The 16,685-nt window shown below is 70.7% G+C and carries 19 protein-coding genes and 1 tRNA gene; 9 read left to right on the forward strand and 11 right to left on the reverse strand.

Annotated elements, in window-relative coordinates:
- Positions 1-16: 16 nt before the first annotated feature.
- Entirely contained in the window at positions 17-784 is a 768-nt protein-coding gene (locus AB0A65_RS14475) for a class I SAM-dependent methyltransferase (RefSeq protein WP_359951311.1), read from the forward strand.
- 107 nt (positions 785-891) lie between these two features.
- On the forward strand, positions 892-1,716 hold the full coding sequence (locus AB0A65_RS14480) for an MBL fold metallo-hydrolase (protein ID WP_359951313.1): 825 nt from the start codon (positions 892-894) through the stop codon (positions 1,714-1,716).
- Between the two features lie 4 nt (positions 1,717-1,720).
- Here the strand turns inward: AB0A65_RS14480 and AB0A65_RS14485 are convergent, their stop codons facing one another.
- The 5 genes from AB0A65_RS14485 to AB0A65_RS14505 all read right to left on the reverse strand — a co-directional run bounded on the left by AB0A65_RS14485 (position 1,721) and on the right by AB0A65_RS14505 (position 5,082).
- Complete coding sequence (locus AB0A65_RS14485) at positions 1,721-2,293, reverse strand: hypothetical protein (RefSeq protein ID WP_359951315.1); 573 nt, start codon at positions 2,291-2,293, stop codon at positions 1,721-1,723.
- A gap of 130 nt (positions 2,294-2,423) precedes the next feature.
- Entirely contained in the window at positions 2,424-3,299 is an 876-nt protein-coding gene (locus AB0A65_RS14490; protein WP_359951317.1) for an alpha/beta hydrolase, read from the reverse strand.
- Positions 3,299-3,964: a TetR/AcrR family transcriptional regulator gene (locus AB0A65_RS14495; RefSeq protein WP_359951319.1), complete on the reverse strand. Its 666-nt coding sequence runs from the start codon at positions 3,962-3,964 to the stop codon at positions 3,299-3,301. The genes AB0A65_RS14490 and AB0A65_RS14495 overlap by 1 nt, the downstream gene beginning before the upstream one ends.
- Before the next feature lie 51 nt (positions 3,965-4,015).
- The gene (locus tag AB0A65_RS14500; protein ID WP_359951321.1) at positions 4,016-4,483 is read right to left on the reverse strand and encodes a hypothetical protein; all 468 of its coding nucleotides are present in this window, start codon (positions 4,481-4,483) and stop codon (positions 4,016-4,018) included.
- Positions 4,484-4,485: 2 nt separating this feature from the next.
- Positions 4,486-5,082 (reverse strand): TetR/AcrR family transcriptional regulator, encoded by a 597-nt coding sequence (locus tag AB0A65_RS14505; protein WP_359951323.1) that lies wholly within the window; start codon positions 5,080-5,082, stop codon positions 4,486-4,488.
- Positions 5,083-5,251: 169 nt separating this feature from the next.
- On the opposite strand from AB0A65_RS14505, the gene AB0A65_RS14510 reads away from it, so the two are divergent.
- Positions 5,252-6,256: a hypothetical protein gene (locus AB0A65_RS14510; protein WP_359951325.1), complete on the forward strand. Its 1,005-nt coding sequence runs from the start codon at positions 5,252-5,254 to the stop codon at positions 6,254-6,256.
- 135 nt (positions 6,257-6,391) lie between these two features.
- Complete coding sequence (locus AB0A65_RS14515) at positions 6,392-7,027, forward strand: fasciclin domain-containing protein (protein WP_359951327.1); 636 nt, start codon at positions 6,392-6,394, stop codon at positions 7,025-7,027.
- 132 nt (positions 7,028-7,159) lie between these two features.
- On the opposite strand, the gene AB0A65_RS14520 is transcribed toward AB0A65_RS14515, so the two are convergent.
- Complete coding sequence (locus tag AB0A65_RS14520; RefSeq protein ID WP_359951329.1) at positions 7,160-7,915, reverse strand: anti-sigma factor; 756 nt, start codon at positions 7,913-7,915, stop codon at positions 7,160-7,162.
- Positions 7,916-8,179: 264 nt separating this feature from the next.
- On the opposite strand from AB0A65_RS14520, the gene sigK reads away from it, so the two are divergent.
- The 3 genes from sigK to AB0A65_RS14535 all read left to right on the forward strand — a co-directional run bounded on the left by sigK (position 8,180) and on the right by AB0A65_RS14535 (position 10,055).
- Positions 8,180-8,797, forward strand: coding sequence for an ECF RNA polymerase sigma factor SigK (gene sigK, locus AB0A65_RS14525; RefSeq protein ID WP_359951331.1), 618 nt, complete (start codon positions 8,180-8,182; stop codon positions 8,795-8,797).
- Positions 8,794-9,576: an anti-sigma factor gene (locus AB0A65_RS14530; RefSeq protein ID WP_359951333.1), complete on the forward strand. Its 783-nt coding sequence runs from the start codon at positions 8,794-8,796 to the stop codon at positions 9,574-9,576. The genes sigK and AB0A65_RS14530 overlap by 4 nt, the downstream gene beginning before the upstream one ends.
- 119 nt (positions 9,577-9,695) lie before the next feature.
- Positions 9,696-10,055 (forward strand): metalloregulator ArsR/SmtB family transcription factor, encoded by a 360-nt coding sequence (locus tag AB0A65_RS14535; RefSeq protein WP_359951335.1) that lies wholly within the window; start codon positions 9,696-9,698, stop codon positions 10,053-10,055.
- Here AB0A65_RS14535 and AB0A65_RS14540 read toward each other — a convergent pair.
- From AB0A65_RS14540 to AB0A65_RS14555, 4 genes are all read right to left on the reverse strand, one after another.
- Entirely contained in the window at positions 10,052-10,375 is a 324-nt protein-coding gene (locus AB0A65_RS14540) for a hypothetical protein (RefSeq protein WP_359951337.1), read from the reverse strand. The two genes, AB0A65_RS14535 and AB0A65_RS14540, sit on opposite strands and share 4 nt — an antisense overlap.
- Positions 10,376-10,597: 222 nt before the next feature.
- Positions 10,598-10,783, reverse strand: a complete 186-nt coding sequence (locus AB0A65_RS14545) for a hypothetical protein (protein ID WP_359951339.1) — start codon at positions 10,781-10,783, stop codon at positions 10,598-10,600.
- 437 nt (positions 10,784-11,220) lie between these two features.
- Positions 11,221-12,231: an MsnO8 family LLM class oxidoreductase gene (locus AB0A65_RS14550; RefSeq protein ID WP_359951341.1), complete on the reverse strand. Its 1,011-nt coding sequence runs from the start codon at positions 12,229-12,231 to the stop codon at positions 11,221-11,223.
- Between the two features lie 1,200 nt (positions 12,232-13,431).
- Positions 13,432-13,516 (reverse strand) — tRNA-Leu (locus AB0A65_RS14555).
- 157 nt (positions 13,517-13,673) lie between these two features.
- On the opposite strand from AB0A65_RS14555, the gene AB0A65_RS14560 reads away from it, so the two are divergent.
- On the forward strand, positions 13,674-14,687 hold the full coding sequence (locus tag AB0A65_RS14560; RefSeq protein ID WP_359951343.1) for a phosphotransferase: 1,014 nt from the start codon (positions 13,674-13,676) through the stop codon (positions 14,685-14,687).
- A gap of 46 nt (positions 14,688-14,733) precedes the next feature.
- Positions 14,734-15,831: a C45 family peptidase gene (locus AB0A65_RS14565; protein WP_359951345.1), complete on the forward strand. Its 1,098-nt coding sequence runs from the start codon at positions 14,734-14,736 to the stop codon at positions 15,829-15,831.
- Here the strand turns inward: AB0A65_RS14565 and AB0A65_RS14570 are convergent.
- The gene (locus AB0A65_RS14570) at positions 15,828-16,634 is read right to left on the reverse strand and encodes an RNA methyltransferase (RefSeq protein WP_359951347.1); all 807 of its coding nucleotides are present in this window, start codon (positions 16,632-16,634) and stop codon (positions 15,828-15,830) included. The genes AB0A65_RS14565 and AB0A65_RS14570 overlap by 4 nt on opposite strands.
- Between the last annotated feature and the right edge of the window lie 51 nt (positions 16,635-16,685).

Consider the following 16,685-nt stretch of genomic DNA (forward strand, 5'->3'; position numbering starts at 1 on the left):
TTCCTAGCCTCAGTCCATGGAATGGGCTAAGGACTTCTACTCGCGGACCGGGCATTGGTGGGGCGAGGCCGAATCGGGCGTCGGCCCGCGCGACCGCGCCAGGACCGAACGGTTCGAGGCGATCTGCGGGCCGGGCCCGCACCGGGTCCTCGAACTCGGATGCGGCTACGGGAACACGGCTGCGGCGTTCGCCGAGGCGGGCCATCGGGTCACGGCCGTCGAACTGTCCGACCGCGCCGACTACGCGCGGGCGCACGCCGAACGCAGCGGCGGACGCCTCGACGTCGTGCGCGGGGACTTCTACGAGGTGCCCGTCGCGGGGCCCTTCGACGCCGTGACGTACTGGAACGGCTTCGGCATCGGGACCGACGCGGACCAGCGCAGGCTCCTGCGCCGCATCGCCGCCTGGCTCGCCCCCGGCGGGACCGCACTCCTCGACGTGTACAACCCCCTCGTATGGGCCCGCTGGGACGGGGACACCGAGGTCCTGCATCCCGCGCCTGAACGCGGGTACCGGCACGAACTGCACCAGCGCATGGCCTATGACCCGGTCGCGGCGGTCGCGGTCGACTCATGGTGGGACGCGGACGAGCCCGAGCGGGTGATCACCCAGCGGCTGCGCTGCTACAGCCCCGCCGACCTGCGGCTGCTCCTCGAAGGCACCGGGCTGGCCCTCACCGGCATCGAGGCCGGTGGTGAGCCCGTGGACCCGGCCGTCGACCACGCCTCGGACGCGGGCATGCTGCGCGAGCACCACGAGTACCTGGCGGTGCTCGCACACTAGGCTTAGCCTCTCGCTCACTCCGCGACCCGGCTCCTCCCCCGCCCGTATGCGAGGCTTGGCGTACCGTCCGAGTGGAGCGGTGGCCGAGCATCCCGAGGAGGCATCCCATGCTGAGCCAGGTCGCGGAAGGCGTGCTGGTCCACCAGAGCGCGCTTCTGGAGAACAACGCCGTCGTCGTGGACGGCCCGTCCGGCGTGCTGCTGGTCGACCCCGGGCTGACCGATGCCGAGATGGCCTGCCTCGCAGCAGACCTCCGCAAGTCGGGCCGGAGCGTCGCGGCGGGCTTCGCGACGCACCCCGACTGGGACCACGTGCTCTGGCACCCGGACCTCGGCGACGCGCCCCGATACGGCACCGCCCGGTGCGCGGCCCGCATGCGGGACTTCCGGTCGAACCCCGACTGGAGGGCTCTCGCCGCCGAGGGGCTGCCCCCGGAGATCGCCGACGACACCCCGCTGGACCTGTTCGGACTCCTCACGGGCCTGCCCCCCGGGGCGACCGAGATCCCCTGGGAGGGAACGCGGGTCCGGATCATCGAGCACCCGGCACATGCCCCGGGCCATGCGGCGCTGCTCGTCGAGGAGCAGGGAGTGCTCATCGCGGGCGACATGCTCTCCGACGTCCTTGTGCCGAACCTCGACACGCTCGACGACGCCAACGATCCGATCGCGGAGTACCTGCTCGGGCTCCAGCGGCTCGAAGCCGTGGCGGGCGGGGTCGACGTCGTCGTCCCCGGCCACGGGTCGGTCGGCGGCGCCGACGAGCTGCACGCCCGCATCGAGCAGGACCGGGCCTACGTCCTCGCCCTGCAAGCGGGCCGCGTCCCCGGCGACCCCCGGGTCGGCCCCACCGCCAAGCCCGGCTGGGAGTGGACGACCGACATCGGCGCCGACCAGGTCGAGCGCCTCGCCGAACGCCACAACGGCGGCTAGGTCGTCACTCGGAGTCCATGGGCCGCTGGGCGGGCCGGGTCATGGACTCGGCCTGCTCGGCCGGGGCGTCCTCGGTCTGGCGGTCGTACATGGTGCGGCTCGGGTTCGCGAAGGGCTCGCCCGGCTGGGTGTCCTTGGTGCTCCAGTCGGACGGCTCGGCGGCCCGGTAGCCGTCGCTCCCGGTGTCGGCGGCCGCGCCGGACACCGCGAGGGACCAGATCACGAACACGTCGACGGCGATCACGGTGATCGCCCACAGCGGCTGGTACGGCATCCAGAAGAACTGCGCGGTCGCCGAGAGCACCGCGAGCATGATGCCGAGCCAGCGCGCCCACGCGCGGCCGGTGAAGATGAACATGCCGGTCACGGCCGCGAGTGCGCCGATGATGAGGTGGGTCCAGCCCCAGCCGGTGAGGTCGAGCTGGAGCATGTAGTTCGGCGTGGTCACGAAGATCGCGTCCTCGGCGATCGCGGCGAGGCCCATGAGGACCTGCCAGACGCCGACCATGATCATCAAGCACGCGGCGAGCGTCGTTCCTCCCGCCGCCCATGCCGCTCGGCTGTTGTTCTGCGCCATCGTCCTGCCTCCGTTCGACCTGGAGACGGCCGCGAAGCCCGGCAGAGCCCCCGGTCCCGCAGGCCGCCAATCAGGCTGATCGTAACGCCGGAAAACGTCAGGAAATGGCTATTCCTCGCATTCCGTTCCGCTAGCGGGCGATGAGGGCCCGCGTGAACGCGGCGATGCGGTCCGGGTCCTCCTCGGCCATGAAGTGCCCGGCGTCGATCGGCTCGTAGGTGAAGTCGGGGGCCCAGGCGGCCCAGATCTTCTCGGGGTCGAAGCCGAGCGCGCTTCCCCAGTCCTGGGAGATCGCGGCGACGGGCATGGCGAGGGTGCGGCCCGCGGCGCGGTCGGCGCGGTCCGTGTCGAGGTCGATCCCGGCGGTGGCGCGGTAGTCGGCGACGATCGAGGGCACCGCGTTCACGGAGGCGCGGAGGTAGTGCTCGCGGACCTCGGCGGAGAACGTGGTCCCGGCGGGGTCCCACGCGTCGAGGAACGAGGCGAAGAACTCCTCGGCCACCGCGGCGATCATCTTCTCGGGCAGTCCCTTGGGCTGCGCCATGAGGTAGAGGTGCCAGGCGACCTTCGCGTCGGCGCCGTGCAGGACGTCCCAGGTGTCCAGGGTGGGGAGCACGTCGAGGATGCCGAGGTGGGAGACGATCTCGGGGTGGTCGAGGCCCGCGCGGACGGCGACGAGCGCGCCGCGGTCGTGGCCGATCAGGGCGAAGCGGTCGTGGCCGAGGCGGGCGGCGGCCGCGATGACGTCGTTCGCCATGGTGCGCTTGGCGTACGTGTCCGGGGCGGTCTCCTCGGGCTTGTCGCTGTCGCCGTAGCCGCGGAGGTCGGGGGCGATGACGGTGTGGTCGCGGGCGAGGTCGCGGGCGACGGCGCTCCACATCAGGTGGGTCTGCGGGAAGCCGTGCAGGAGGACCACGGGCGGGCCCTCGCCCGCGTGGGCGACGTTGAGTTCGACGCCGTCGGCGCCGGGGAGGCGGTCGTAGGCGAAGCCTGGGATCGTGGTCATCACTGGTCCTTTCGGTCGGTGGCCGGGGTCGGCCGGCCGGAGAAGATGCCGTGCTGGCCTGCGGCGACGCCGCTTCGCAGCGCGGGGATGAGGACGGCGTCGGCGAGCGCCTCGCGGTAGGCCGCGTCGGTGGTGAGGCCGTTGAGCTTGCGGAGGACGAGCACTGCGGCGCCGACCTCCTCGTACGTGAACGGGTCGGCCGTGGCCGGGAGTTCGCCGCGTTCGATCGCGGCGCGCCTGACGGTCTCGGTGAGGCGGGCGCCGGTCGGGCCCGCGGAGTCCTCGATGTACTGGCAGAGTTCGGGATCGCGCAGGCCCGCTTGGAGGATGGTGAGGCTCACGGACGAGCCCGCGTCCATGGTCGCCTCCAGGCGTTCGAGGAGCGCGAGGAGGTCGCCGCGGAGCGAGCCGGTGTCGATCGGATCGGGCCGGTTCCCCGCCGCCGGCCCGGCCTTGATCGCGGCCACCACCATCTCCTGCTTCGTCGCCCACCGCCGGTAGAGGGTCTTCTTCGACGCCTGTGCGCGGCGGGCGACCTCCTCGAAGGTCACGCCGTCGATGCCGGACTCGCCGAGGAGCGCAAGGACGATGCGGAGGATCTCGGCCTCGCGCGCCTCGTCCCGCGGCCGGCCCGGCGGCCTCGGCTGATCATTAGGATACGTCACGGGTCGTATCCTAACACGGTCCGCAGGGCCGATGCGAACGAGACTCGGCCGCTACGGCGTCACGGTCGAGGACGGTGCCGCGGAATTCGTGGCCGCCGGCCTGGAGAACCACCCGGCATAGGTCAGCAGCAGGCCCATGACCGCCATCGCGGCGAAGCCGATGCGGGCCACGGTGACCGTCGTCGGATTGCCCATGGTGGCTTCGACCCCCGCCTGCATGGCGTCAGGCGACATGATGAGGGCGAAGCCGCGGAGGGCCACGAACCAACCGAAGAGGGACACCGTGATCGCGAGGGGGCCGCGCCAGTTGCGGTGGAGGCCGATGACGATGAGTCCGGCGAGGAACATGAAGGTGCCCAGGAGCATGACCAGGCCGGGCTGGGTGAACAGGTCGTCGAGGACGTCGATGCCGTCGGGCAGGCGGATCGCGTAGAGGGTGGTGAACGCGGCGACGTAGGGGCCGATGACTCGGGCGAACGCCCGGGAGCGCTGCTGCGCTTCGATGCTGGCGGTCTTCATTCCTATTGCTCCTTCTCGGTGGGGCGGTAGCCGGCTTGGCGGAGCACGGCCCGCAGGTACTGCTCGGCCTCCGCGGGCGTGCAGGTGTCCGGGCGCGTGACCAGGTGCTGCCAGGCCGCGCCGGTGAGCATGTCGAGCAGGATCTCGGGCTCGGTCGACTCGGGCAGTTCCCCTCGCTTGCGGGCCCGTTCGAGGACTTCGAGGCGGACGTCGCTTCGCTGCCGGCCGAGCTGGTCCTGGTAGGCGCGGGCGATCTCGGGGAAGTCCTCGAAGGCGCCGTACAGGCGCCTGAGGAGGCGGCGCTGGCGCGGCGCCGCGAGGACCGACGCCCAGCCCGACAGCAGGTGCTCGACGTCCCGGATCTCCGGTGTCGCGGACGGGTTGCCGTACGAGGCTTCGACCGCGGCGATCAGCAGCTCCGATTTGGTGGGGAAGCGCCGGTACACCGTCGCCCGGGTGACCCCGGCCTGCCGGGCGACCTGCTCGATGCTGGTCGCCTCGGCCCCGCGTTCGATCAGGAGGTCAAGGGCGGCTTGAAGGATCGCGGCATCGGCCTCCATGCTGCGGGGTCGGCCGGGAGTGCGGTCGGCAGTGCTCATCCTAAAACAATACAATACAGCTCTGTATTGATATAGGCAGGCTCCAGGACGGCGGCCGGTGGCCGAACCGGGGGTACCCGGTCTCCTAGGATCACCTCCCCCGCGCGAGTGAGTCGTGACCCTCGCCGGGGTGAGGACGGGTCGCGGCCCGGCGGCGAGACTCGTCGTCATGAGCGACAAGCACAACGGCACGGCCCCAGCCCCTTCGGAGTCGCCGCCGCGGCTGGTCATAGTCCGCCGCACTGCGGGTTTCACTGCGGCCGCCTCGATGTCGCTGTACCTGGCGGTCAAGGCCGTATGGGTCCTGGGCACCCTCGCCGGAGCCGCACCACGGGAACTGGAAGCGGACCTGTCCGATTGGATCGCCCTCAACACCGTCACCATCGCCATGGCCGTGCTCGGCGTGACGCTCGGACTCGCGCTGGCGCAGCCGTGGGGCATGCGCATCCCCGCACCGCTGGTGCTGCTCTTCGCCTGGACCGCAGCCGGGTTCCTCGTCTCCCTGCTGCCGTACACGGTGCTGTCCGCGCTCCTCGACGCGGCCGGGATCAGCGCGGAAGCTCCGAGCGGTCCCGATGCGGGCGAGTCGGTGCTCCCCGCATGGGAGACGGCGCTGATCACCGTCGGCTTCGCCGGGATGGCGCTCGGACTGCTCGTCGCGGTGCCGCTCTACATGCGCGAGCGCTGGCCCCGCGCGTTCACCGGCACCACCGGCGGCCTCCGTCCGGCAGCGCGGCCCCCGCGGGCGCTCTCGGTAACGGCTTCGGTGGCGGCGGGCGTCTCGGCGGTGGCGTGGATGTACTGGGCGGCAGGGGGAACCGCCGGCCTCAATCCTGCGGCACGGGAGTTGTGGAACCTCGATGTGCGACTCCTGACGGCCACGAGCGCACTGTGGGCGGTACTCGGCGTCTGGAGCGTGTGGGCATTGTCCGGCCCGGGCCCGGCGCGGGTTCGCCTCTGGATGCCCGTGACCGTCGGCTTCGTGGCCTCGGGGTCCCTCTTCGCCTGGAACGCCTGGAGAGTCCTGTGGGTGGTCTTCCCTGTCACCAGTCAAGAGCCGTTGAAGACACCGGTCGTCGCCATCGCCGAGCACCTCGTCGCGATGGCCGCGGGCCTGACGATGATCGCGCTCCTGCTGCACGTCTGCACCAGGCAAACGGATGAGCGGCAGTGACCGGCCTGTCGGCCGGGCGGGGTGGAAGAAATGTTTGGGTGGGGACCCATCCGCGGTCATCCCGGTGCCGAATCTGGGGCATGGCAGGGCGCCGAAGGCGTCTGGGCCCGGTACCCGATGAGAGAGGCAATCCAGATGAGCAATCGACTCCTGACCCGCGCCGGAGCACTCGCCCTGGCCGCGGGATGCGCGATCGCGCTGTCCGCGTGCTCGGACGACGCCGGCAGCGACGACGCCGCCGAGGACACCTCCGCCACCCAGGAGTCCATGCCCGAGGAGACCACCGAGGCCATGACCCCGGCCGGCGAGTTCGGCGCCGCGTGCTCCGCGGTGCCCGCCGACGGGGAGGGCTCCTTCACCGGTATGGCCGACGACCCGGTCGCGACCGCGGCGGGCAACAACCCGGTGCTGTCGACGCTGGTGACCGCGGTGACCGAGGCGGGGTTGGGCGACACGCTCAACACCGCCGAGGACATCACCGTGTTCGCGCCCACCGATGAGGCGTTCGCGAAGATCCCCGAGGCCGACCTCCAGGCCGTCCTCGCCGACACCGAGACCCTCACCTCGATCCTCACCTACCACGTCGTGGCCGGGCGCCTCGCCCCTGAGGACCTGGCCGGTGAGCACGCGACGCTCCAGGGCGAGAGCCTGACGGTCGAGGGCGCCGGTGAGGACTTCACCGTGAACGGCGAGGCCGCCGTGGTCTGCGGCAACGTCCAGACCGCCAACGCCACCGTCTACATCATCGACACCGTCCTCATGCCCGCCTAACACACTCCCACCACACAAGACGCGTCCTCGTTTTGGTTTCCTGTCTGCTGCGGCAGGCCGGGACACGAGCAGCGGCGCGAGAGCGCCGGCCGGAAGCCCTTCCGGCTGGCGCTGCTTCGCGTTCCCCTCACCTCAGGGTGCTTCGGGGACGCCAATAGGAAGGTGCGCGATCGCCGGTCGCGTCGGGGCGGTCGAACCACCCGCGGGCTCCTCGGTGAGGGCGATGGCCGCGGCGTCGGCCAGCCCGTTGACGAGAAGGGTCGCTGAAGTCTCGCCGGGGTCGAGGATGCCTGCGGCGACCGGGCCGTCGGGCTCCATCAGCCAGATCTCGTAGGAGCGGTCGTCCCCGATCGCAGGGAGTCCCTCCATGGTGATGACCGCCTGGTCGAGTTCGGCCGAGGCCGTCACGGTGATCAGGCCGCCGTCGGCAGTGGTCGCGGAGGAGACGGTCGCGTCCGCGGCGTCGATGACGGCGCTGAAGTGCTCGGGTGATGCGTCCGGTTCGCTGGAGGCGAGCTGCGACCAGGTCAGGACCCCACCGGCCATCGTGATGGCCAGACCGAGCGCGGCCGCGGCCAGCATCGAGGCCCAGCGTGGCACTCTTCGCGCTCGTCCCTTCTGGACCGGCGGTGCGGGGCTCGACGCAACTTGGCGGGGTTGCGGTGTCGCCTGCTCGGTGCGGCGGGCGGCGGCGAGGACCCTGCCGCGCAGCCGCGCGGGCGGTTCTGTATCGGTGGTGTCGGCCAGGCGTGCGAACGCTTCCAGCAGCTCAGCCGCTTCCATTGCGCAGGAGGGGAAGTCGATGAGGTGCGCCTCAACAAGGGCCCGCTCGCGGGCGTCGACCGCATCGAGGACCCAGGCGCCGATCAGGGAGTGCGCCTCTCTCATCGGGCCCCTCCGGTCGCCCCCGCCGCGGGGAGGGGACGAGCAGCGGTGGGCCGCGGATGGCACCGTGCCGTGGTGCGTTGTGCGGTCATCGTCCCACCCCTGTCGCTGAGTCCTTCTGCCCTTCATTCGAAGCCGCCGCCTGCACGGATGGGTCGCACCGGAGGGCATCACCCCGTCGGACGCGATTTCGGCTCGGCACCCATCCGCGGTCGCCCCGGCTCCGAATCGGTGGGGACTTGACCGATCGACCACGGGAGCGCGTTGATGTTCGAACAGGGTGCCCACACCCATCGCAGGGAGGACCGCCCGCACTTGTCGGCGGTGTCGGGCATCGACCCCGACACTCCCGAGTCCCTCCTCCACCGCGCCGCCTTGGGCGATGAGGACGCGTTCGCGATGCTGTACGACCGGACCGCGCCGCGCGTGTACGGGCTGTGCCTGCGCATCGTCCGCGATCCCGCGCAGGCCGAGGAGGTCGTCCAGGAGGCCATGGTCGAGGTGTGGCGCACCGCGACCCGCTTCGACGAGCGCCGCGGCTCGGCCAAGGCGTGGATCACCACGATCGCCCACCGCAAGGCCGTCGACCGGGTCCGGTCGGCGCAGGCCGCCGGGGACCGGGAGCGGCGCGTCGCGGCCGAGTCGGTGGAGGTCGAGTACGACCAGGTGGCCGAGGCCGCCGAAGGCCGCCTGGAGCACCGCCAGGTCCGCCGCTGCCTCAAGACCCTGACCGAGCTGCAACGCCAGGCGGTCACCCTCGCCTACTACGGCGGGCACACCTACGGGCAGGTCGCGACCTTGCTGGACGCGCCGGTCCCCACCGTGAAGTCCCGCATCCGGGACGGCCTGATCAAGCTGCGCGACTGCTTGGAGGCGGCCCGATGAGCACCGACGACCACGCCCTGATCGGCGCCTGGGCCCTCGACGCCGTCGACCCCGACGAGCGCGACCGCATCCAAGGCCACCTCGACTCGTGCGCCTCGTGCGCGCAGGAGGCCGACGAAATGCGCGAAACCGTTGCCCGCCTGGCCGATTCGACGCACGCCGACCCGCCGATGCGCCTGCGCGCAACCGTCCTCGCCCGGGTCCACCACACGCGCCAGGAGGCACCCGCGACGCGCGCCCCCGAGCCCGAACGGCCCGATACGCGAGCGGCGCGCAGCAGAGCCGCCCGCCTCTCACAGCGGCGCGGGCCGCGGCCGGCCATGGGCCACAGGCGCCTGCGGCTGGCGCTGGGCGCGGCCGGACTCGCCGTGGCCGCCGCGTTCGCCGGGGTGTTCGCCACCTGGTCGCTGCTGCCGCGGACCGCACCCACTGAATCCGATCGCGTATCGGCCGTCCTGGCGGCCCCCGACGCCGAGGTCGCCTTCACCGGCGCCGAAGGCGGCGGCAGCGTCACCGTCATCTCCTCGGCCGGACTCGACCAAGCGGTGGTCGTGGTCTCGGGCCTGCCCGACACCGGCGCCGACCGCGCCTACCAGGTGTGGGCCGTCGAGGGCGCGACACCGGTCTCGGCGGGAGTGATGAACCCCGGCGACTCCTCGGCGACCATGCTCATCGACGGCACGAGCGGCATCGAGGTCATCGCCGTGACCGAAGAACCCGCAGGAGGCTCACCGACACCGACCCTCCCCCTTGTCGCCGACGTCCCCCTCGACGCCTGACGCATCAGGCAGCGAGCCGAGCCCGGCGCCGGCGGGCTGATGGAGGAACACCGGACTCGCAGAGAGCATCCCTGGAGCGGGGCGCCCGGCCCCGCTCCACGCCGCCGGCTCAGTGCCGCATGAGCTTCGACAGCGGACGGGCGCTCCAGGTGCTCGGAGCACCACGCCGCCGCGGCGTCCTCGAACTGCTGCCGACGGACGAACTCTCGGCGGGAGAGATCAGCAGACGGTTTGCCGAGGTCAGCGCCCCGGCGGTCTCGCAGCACCTCCGAGTCCTGAGGGACGCCGGGCTCCTCGTCGAGCGTGTGACGGCGCCCGGCGGCTGTACCGAACCGACACCGGGGCACTGCGAGCGCTCTGCGCCTACCTCGACGACATGCGAGCCTCAAGCCAGCGCGCCGATGACAAGTTGGGGCTGTGAAACCCCGCCCCGAAGCCGTCGCTTCGGGGTCTTGCGCGGGGTCGAGCCGGTCGGTTAGAGGCGCCCCTCGTAGTACAGGTGCCAGATGGTGCCCATGGCGTTGCCTTGCACGCACCAGGCGTCGGTGACGGCGGTGCCGTTGAGTTCGACCCAGCGCGCCTTCTCCACGCACAGCGTGGAGGTCCTGAAGCTGCCGAAGAACTTGGCCTGGGCCGTGTACTCACCGGCGGCGGTCGACGTCTCGTTCTGGACGGGCGCGGGTGCCGCAGAGGCAGCGCCGGAGATCGTGAACCCCGCCATGGTCGCCGCGATCGCGAGGCCGGTGAGCATCGCCGAGACGCGTGCCGTGTTCCTCTTGAGGACGGTGTTCTTAGACATCGCTTTCCTTCCGCTGCAATGGTGTCGCCAACTGTCGACACAGGAGGGGACCTGCTCGGCACTCGGCCGACCGCCCAGAGCGGGTCGACCGGAACGAGCGGTCTTCAAGATGACTCTGGTGGAGAGAAGCGGTCTTTACCAGGCTGGTTACCGGCGGGATCACGGCAGGAACATCCGATCGGGAAGGCATTCTGGAACGCTTGTCCGGCCTGTTGCATGTAGTCATTCTCGCTCGGTGAGGTCGGTGCTGACGCGGGTGAGGACCGGGCGCACGGCCCGGTCGGCGGCGGTCCACGCGAGGGCGGCCAGGGCGAGGAGTCCCGCGAGGACGCCGATGGTGGCGGGATTGAGCAGGCGCACGGCGCCGAGCGTGGAGCCGGCGGCGGCCCGCGACGAGGGCGATGCCACCCAGGATGGCGGTCGGCAGGAGCATCTCGCGGCGCTGCGCGGCGAGCAGGACGCGCTGCGGCGTGTCGGCCAGATGCATGCCCAGCAGGGTGTCCCGTTGCGAGAGCACGCGTGCGATCGCGTCGATGACCATGGCCGCCAGGCCGAGGAGCGCGGCGACCGGCATGATCAGGAGGCCGTGGACGATGCCTTCCTCCAGGAGCCAGACGGTCGGGAGGTCGTCGGCGAGGCGGCGTCCGGCGAGGAATCCCGCCGTGGTCCTCGACGCCCGCGCGAGGAGGCGTCCGAGCGCGTAGATGATCCAGGGGCTGACGGTGAGCAGGCCCCAGCCGAGCGCCCGCACCGGCGAGGACGGCGAGCTCGACGGCGGCCAGGAGCGCGACGAGGAGAAGTCTCCCTGGCGTACTAACCGTCGCCAATGAACCTGAAAACAGACCTTAGTGGCTTGTGAGGTCGGTGAGTTCGGTGAGTCGGCGGTGGGAGTCGAACAGGGCCTTGCGGTCGTAGGAAGTGGTGCCGATGAGGAGCTCGTCCGCACCGGTCGCTTCGACCAGGCCCGCCAGACGAGGGGCGACCTCGTCGGCGGTACCGTAGACCGCGCCCGCGAGCGCCTGTTCGAGGTACATGGACTCGCGGCGGGTCTTCGCGGCCGCCCGGATCTCGGCCGGGGGCCGCAGCGGCCCGAACTCGCCTTTGGTGCGGGACTGCGCGGTGGACCAGTACTCGGGGAGCAGCAGGTCCTCGGCCGCTTCGCGGGTCGCGGCGACGGCGACCGTCTGCGCCACGACGACGTACGGTCCAGATCGCCACGCGGAGGGCCGGAAACCGCGCCGGTAGTCGTCGATCTTGGCGCGTGTGGCCGCGAGCTCTTTCGAAGCGGCGATGACCAGGCCTACACCGTGCTTGGCGGCGTACTCGCCGCCTGATCCCACCGCCAGGACGAAGGGTTCGGGGCGCAGCCCTTCGCCGGGCCGCGCGTGCACGCCCGGGTGGGATCGCTGCTCGCCGGTGAAATAGCCGAGGAGTTCGGTCAGGAGGTCGTCGAAGTCGTCGCCGTCGTCCAGGTCGTGGCCCAGTGCCGCGCGGACGGCCGGGACAAACCCGAGGGTGCGGCCCAGGCCCATGTCAATGCGACCTTCGAACAGGGACTCCAGGACCCCGAACTGCTCGGCGACTACCAGCGGCCGGTGGTTGGGCAGCATCACGCCGCCGGTGCCGACCCGAATGCGGCCGGTCGCTGCCGCGACGGCGGCTGCGAGCACGGTGGGCGCCGAACCGGCAATGCCGGGGACACTGTGGTGCTCGGCCACCCAGTAGCGGTGGAAGCCCAGTTCCTCGGCCTGCTTGGCGTGGCTCACCACCTCCCGTAGGGTCTCAGCGGCCGTCTGACCCTCGGCAATGACGGCGCGGTCCAGCAGTGAGAGCCGAAGGGGCTGCGGAGTCCTCATATGCCGCGCAACACCCGCGGGCTTGCGAATGTTTCTCCCTCGACGCTGATCGTGCCCGGTCTCACCGCCCTGTCACGCCGCCGCCGGGTTGTTCGCGAGTAAGCCAACGGCGGGCGTCTTCGATGCCTGTCTGGTTCGCTGCGTGGTCGGAGGACCAGCCAGGAAAGGCGCCGGCTCGATCTACTGGGTCACTCGCAACCAACGGTTCATCGGGGCGCTCTCGTTGGGCACGCGACCCGATGGGAGCAGGATCCGCCCGTCTGTCCAGGGCCGCAGCATCGCAGAGGTCTCGGCGAAGCTGGAGAAGCTTCGGAGGGAATACGACAACGGGATCGAACTCGGCGACAAGTACACCCTCGCGGACGCCTGCAGGGACTTCCTCGCCGACGGGACGCGCGAGGCTGAAGCGGCTGCGGGCCGACTATTTCGAGGCATGGATCGACGCGATGGCTGCGGAGCTGTCGCCATCGTCGGTCAAGCGGCGCGTGAGCACGCTGCGGCGGGTCATCCGGTTCGCGGAAGCACACAACCATGTCGATCGGAACGTCGCCGAGCTCGTCGACCCGCCAGGAGGGACGGGCCCCGGGAGGCCGAGCAAGGCGCTCACGCTCGGATAGGTCTATGCACTGCTCGAAGCCAGCGCCATACAGCTGATCGGGGTCCACATCGCCCTGTCGGCGCTCGCCAGCATCCGCACCGAGGTAGCGTGGCCGCTCGAATGACGCCACCTCCATCTCAACCCGCTCGTGGGCCAGATCTGCTCCTGCGGTCGCGAGCACGAGGTGGACTCGGTGCCGCATGTGGAGATCTGGCACTCGGTCCGAGCAGGTGGGGAAACGAAGACGCCCGGGAGCCGGCGTACGGTCGCGATCCCCGATCTTGCTTTGGAGATGCTTCTCGATCACCAGGTGCGGCAGCAGAAGTGGCGGGCACGGCGCGGCTGGAAGTCGAGCGGGATCGTGTCGCCAGGGCGGGGATCCAGGGTTCGTGGACGCCGCGGGAGCTGCGCCATACGTTCGCGTCAGGCAGGGTGCCGATCTGATGAACGACGCGATCCGCGAGCACCGATCTGTCCAAAAGGGGCTCTTATGCTGCCGAAACGGGGCTGTCTTTTCGGCTGGTCGTTAGCAGGCACCAAAGGAAAGGAGCCGTCTTGGCCATAGAAAAGAAGGCCCCAGATACCTGGAGCCTTCTGAAGTGTGCGCGAGGGGGGACTTGAACCCCCACGTCCATAATAGGACACTAGCACCTCAAGCTAGCGCGTCTGCCATTCCGCCACCCGCGCGTGCACACTGAGAGTGTATATGGAGTTTGTTTTGGCTGCCAGGTGGGCCTTTTGGCTTGCCCCGGCACGAGACGAAACTTTACACGACGGTTCCGGGGGTTGCGCAAGGGGGGTTCGCGGTCGGGGCGGGGGGCGGGCGGCGGCTACGCTTGGGGGTATGACCGTGACCGCGCCTCGACTCCCCGACGCGGCGCTGGCGCATTGGGATCTGGGGCAGATCTACCAGATGCAGCGGGTGCAGACCGGGTTGATGAACCGGTCCTGGCGCGTGGACACGTCGAGCGGGTCGTACCTGCTGAAGCTGTTCAGGGACGTCACGGGGCCCGAACTCCAGTTCCAGTTCCATGTGCTGCAGACCCTGGGGGGCAACGGCGTCCCGGTGGTCCTGCCGGTGCTGAGCAGGGACGGGCGCACCACCATCTTCCTGGAGGGCGAGGAGTTCGGCGTCTTCCCGTGGGTCGGGGGGCGGCACCGGAGCGGGTTGTCGATGTCCCGTGATGCGTGCCGGGACCTGGGGTCTGTTATCGGGCGTTTGCACCGGACCCTCCATGCTTCCATCCCGGCGGACCGCGCTCCCAAGGTCGAGAATCCTCCGACGACGGAGGCCGCCTTGCAGAAGGTCGACCGGCTGCTGGAGCTGGTCGCGGCCGGGCGCGGGGACAAGACCGGGTTCGAGGCGACCGCGGAGCAGACGCTGCGGTTGAAGCGGGGGCTGCTGGTGCGGCTCGGGGACCGGCGGCCGCCGGACCTGGCGCCGCAGTACACGGGGTACACGCACGGCGACCTGCATCCTCACAATGTCCTGCACGGGCCTGACGATCGGATCTCCGCGATCCTGGACTGGGACCGGCTGACGATTTCGTCCTATGCACGGGAGATGGCCCGTGCCGCGGTGTTCTACTTCACGTACGGGGACGAGCGAGGTCTCGACTGCGAGCGCATCCGGGCGTTCGCCGGGGGCTACCGGTCGGTGTTCGACGTCGGGGAGCCAGAGATCGGGCTCGCCACGCACCAGCTGTGGTGGGACCGGCTCACGGACAACTGGGTCATCGAGTGGCACTACGTGCGCCACAACTCCGCCTGCGACCACCTGCTGCCCGGCCAGACCGGGCTCGTGAAGTGGTGGACCATCCACTACTCGCAGGTCGAGCAGTCGCTCATGGGCCGCTGAGAATTCGCGGTGGCGGGGCGATATCGCTTCTGTCACAATGACTCGCATGACTGAACTGCCCCTCATCCACCTCCAGGGAAGTCCCTACCGCCAGGGCGTGCAGCAAGGCGAGCAGCTCAGGGAGCAGATCGCGACGAACGTGGCCGTGTACCGGTCTCGGATGCTCACCTCGGGGCTCCCGGAGGACTCGCTCGCCGAGCGGTCGCAGCACTACCTCGGGATCTTCACCAAGGAGGACTCGCAGTACCGCGCGATCATGGACGGGATCGCCGACGGGTCCGGGCAGAACATCCTCGACATCGCCCTGCTGAACGCCCGGTACGAGCTGCTGTACAGCGCTTGGAGCGAGTTCGGGCGGCCCACCATCGAGTCGATTCGGTCGGAGTGCACTTCGTTCGGTGGAGCGGATGGCGTGTTCGCGGCCGGTGGGACCCATATCGGGCAGAACTGGGACTGGTTCACCGGAGTCGAGGGGGCGCTCCTCCAGTGGAAGCACGGCGAGACGACCGTGGTCGGGTTCACCGAGGCCGGCGTCGCCGGGACCAAGATCGGGATCAACTCGGCCGGGATCGGCCTGTGCGTCAACGGACTCGGGGCGAGCGTCGACGACTGGAACATCGACTCCGTGCCCTTCCACCTGCGGACGTGGCGGATCTTGCAGTCGAGCACGCTCGCCGAGGCCGTCGGTCATGCGGTGGCGCCGAGGCCGGCCTGCTCGGCGAACTTCTTCATCGGGAGCGCCGCTTCCGGCGTCGCGACCGTGGAGACCTCGCCGCTCGGGTCGCGCGTGATCTACCAGGACGGCACTGCTCCCCTGGTGCACGCCAACCACTTCCGGGACCCCGAGGCGCTCGGGGTGTACCAGAGCTGGCTGGAGACCGGCCGGGTCTCCACGTACCACCGGTGCGACCGGATGGAGCACCTGCTGGCCAAGGAGAGCCCCGTGACCACGGAGCACCTGCACGCGGCCATGCGGGACCACGACGGCGGGCCGCTGGGCCTGTGCCGCCACCCCGTCGAGAGCGACCCGGAGGAGCTGCGGACCCACACCGCGCTCGCCGCGCACCTGGAGCTGGACGCGCTGAAGTTCTCCTACACGTGGGGCCCGCCCTGCGAGTCGGAGTTCGCGACGGTGAGCCTCTAGCGCGGCGTCGGCTGCGACAGCTCCCAGCAGGCCACGGCGGTCGCCGCGGCCACGTTCAGGGAGTCGACGCCCGCGTGCATCGGGATGACGACGGTGCGGTCGCAGGCGTCGAGCGCGGCCCCGGTGAGGCCGGGGCCCTCGGCGCCGAAGAGGAGCGCCGGGCGCTCGCGTTCGGCGGCGGTGACCTGGCCGATGTCGATCGCGCCGCGCGAGGGGCTGAGGCCGTGGAGCGTGAACCCCGCTTCGCGGACCTGGGAGAGGCCCGCGGGCCATTCGTCGAGGTAGGCGTACGGGACGGCGAACACCTCCCCCATCGAGACGCGCACACTGCGGCGGTACAGCGGGTCGGCGCAGTCCGGCGCGAGGAGCACGCCGTCGAAGCCGAGGCCCGCGGCCACGCGGAAGATCGCGCCGATGTTCGTGTGGTTGTTGATGCCTTCGAGGACGACGAGTCGCCTGACCGCGGTCAGCAGTTGCGCCGGCGCAGGGAGTTCCTTGCGGTGGAACGAGGCGAGGGCGCCGCGGTGGACGTGGAAGCCGGTGACGGATTCGAGGACGTCGGGTCCGGCGGCGTAGCAGGGGGCGTCCTCGGCGAGGTGCGCGAGCTGGTCGACGCGCTTGGCGTCGATGAGCATGGAGCGCATGCGGTACCCGGCGCGCAGGGCGCGGCCGATGACCTGGTGGCCTTCGGCGATGAACAGGCCGTGGGGCTGCTCGAAGCGGGTGCGCAGGGCCAGGTCGGTGAGGGCCCGGTAGTCGGCGAGGCGCTCGTCTTCGGGGTCGGTGATGTCGGTGGCGGGCACGCGGTCATTGTGCCCCATGGCGAGCGAAACGGCCGGGACCGCCCGTCAGGG

Origin of the sequence: Glycomyces sp. NPDC047010, from assembly GCF_040644205.1 — a bacterium.
Classification (GTDB): domain Bacteria; phylum Actinomycetota; class Actinomycetes; order Mycobacteriales; family Micromonosporaceae; genus Glycomyces.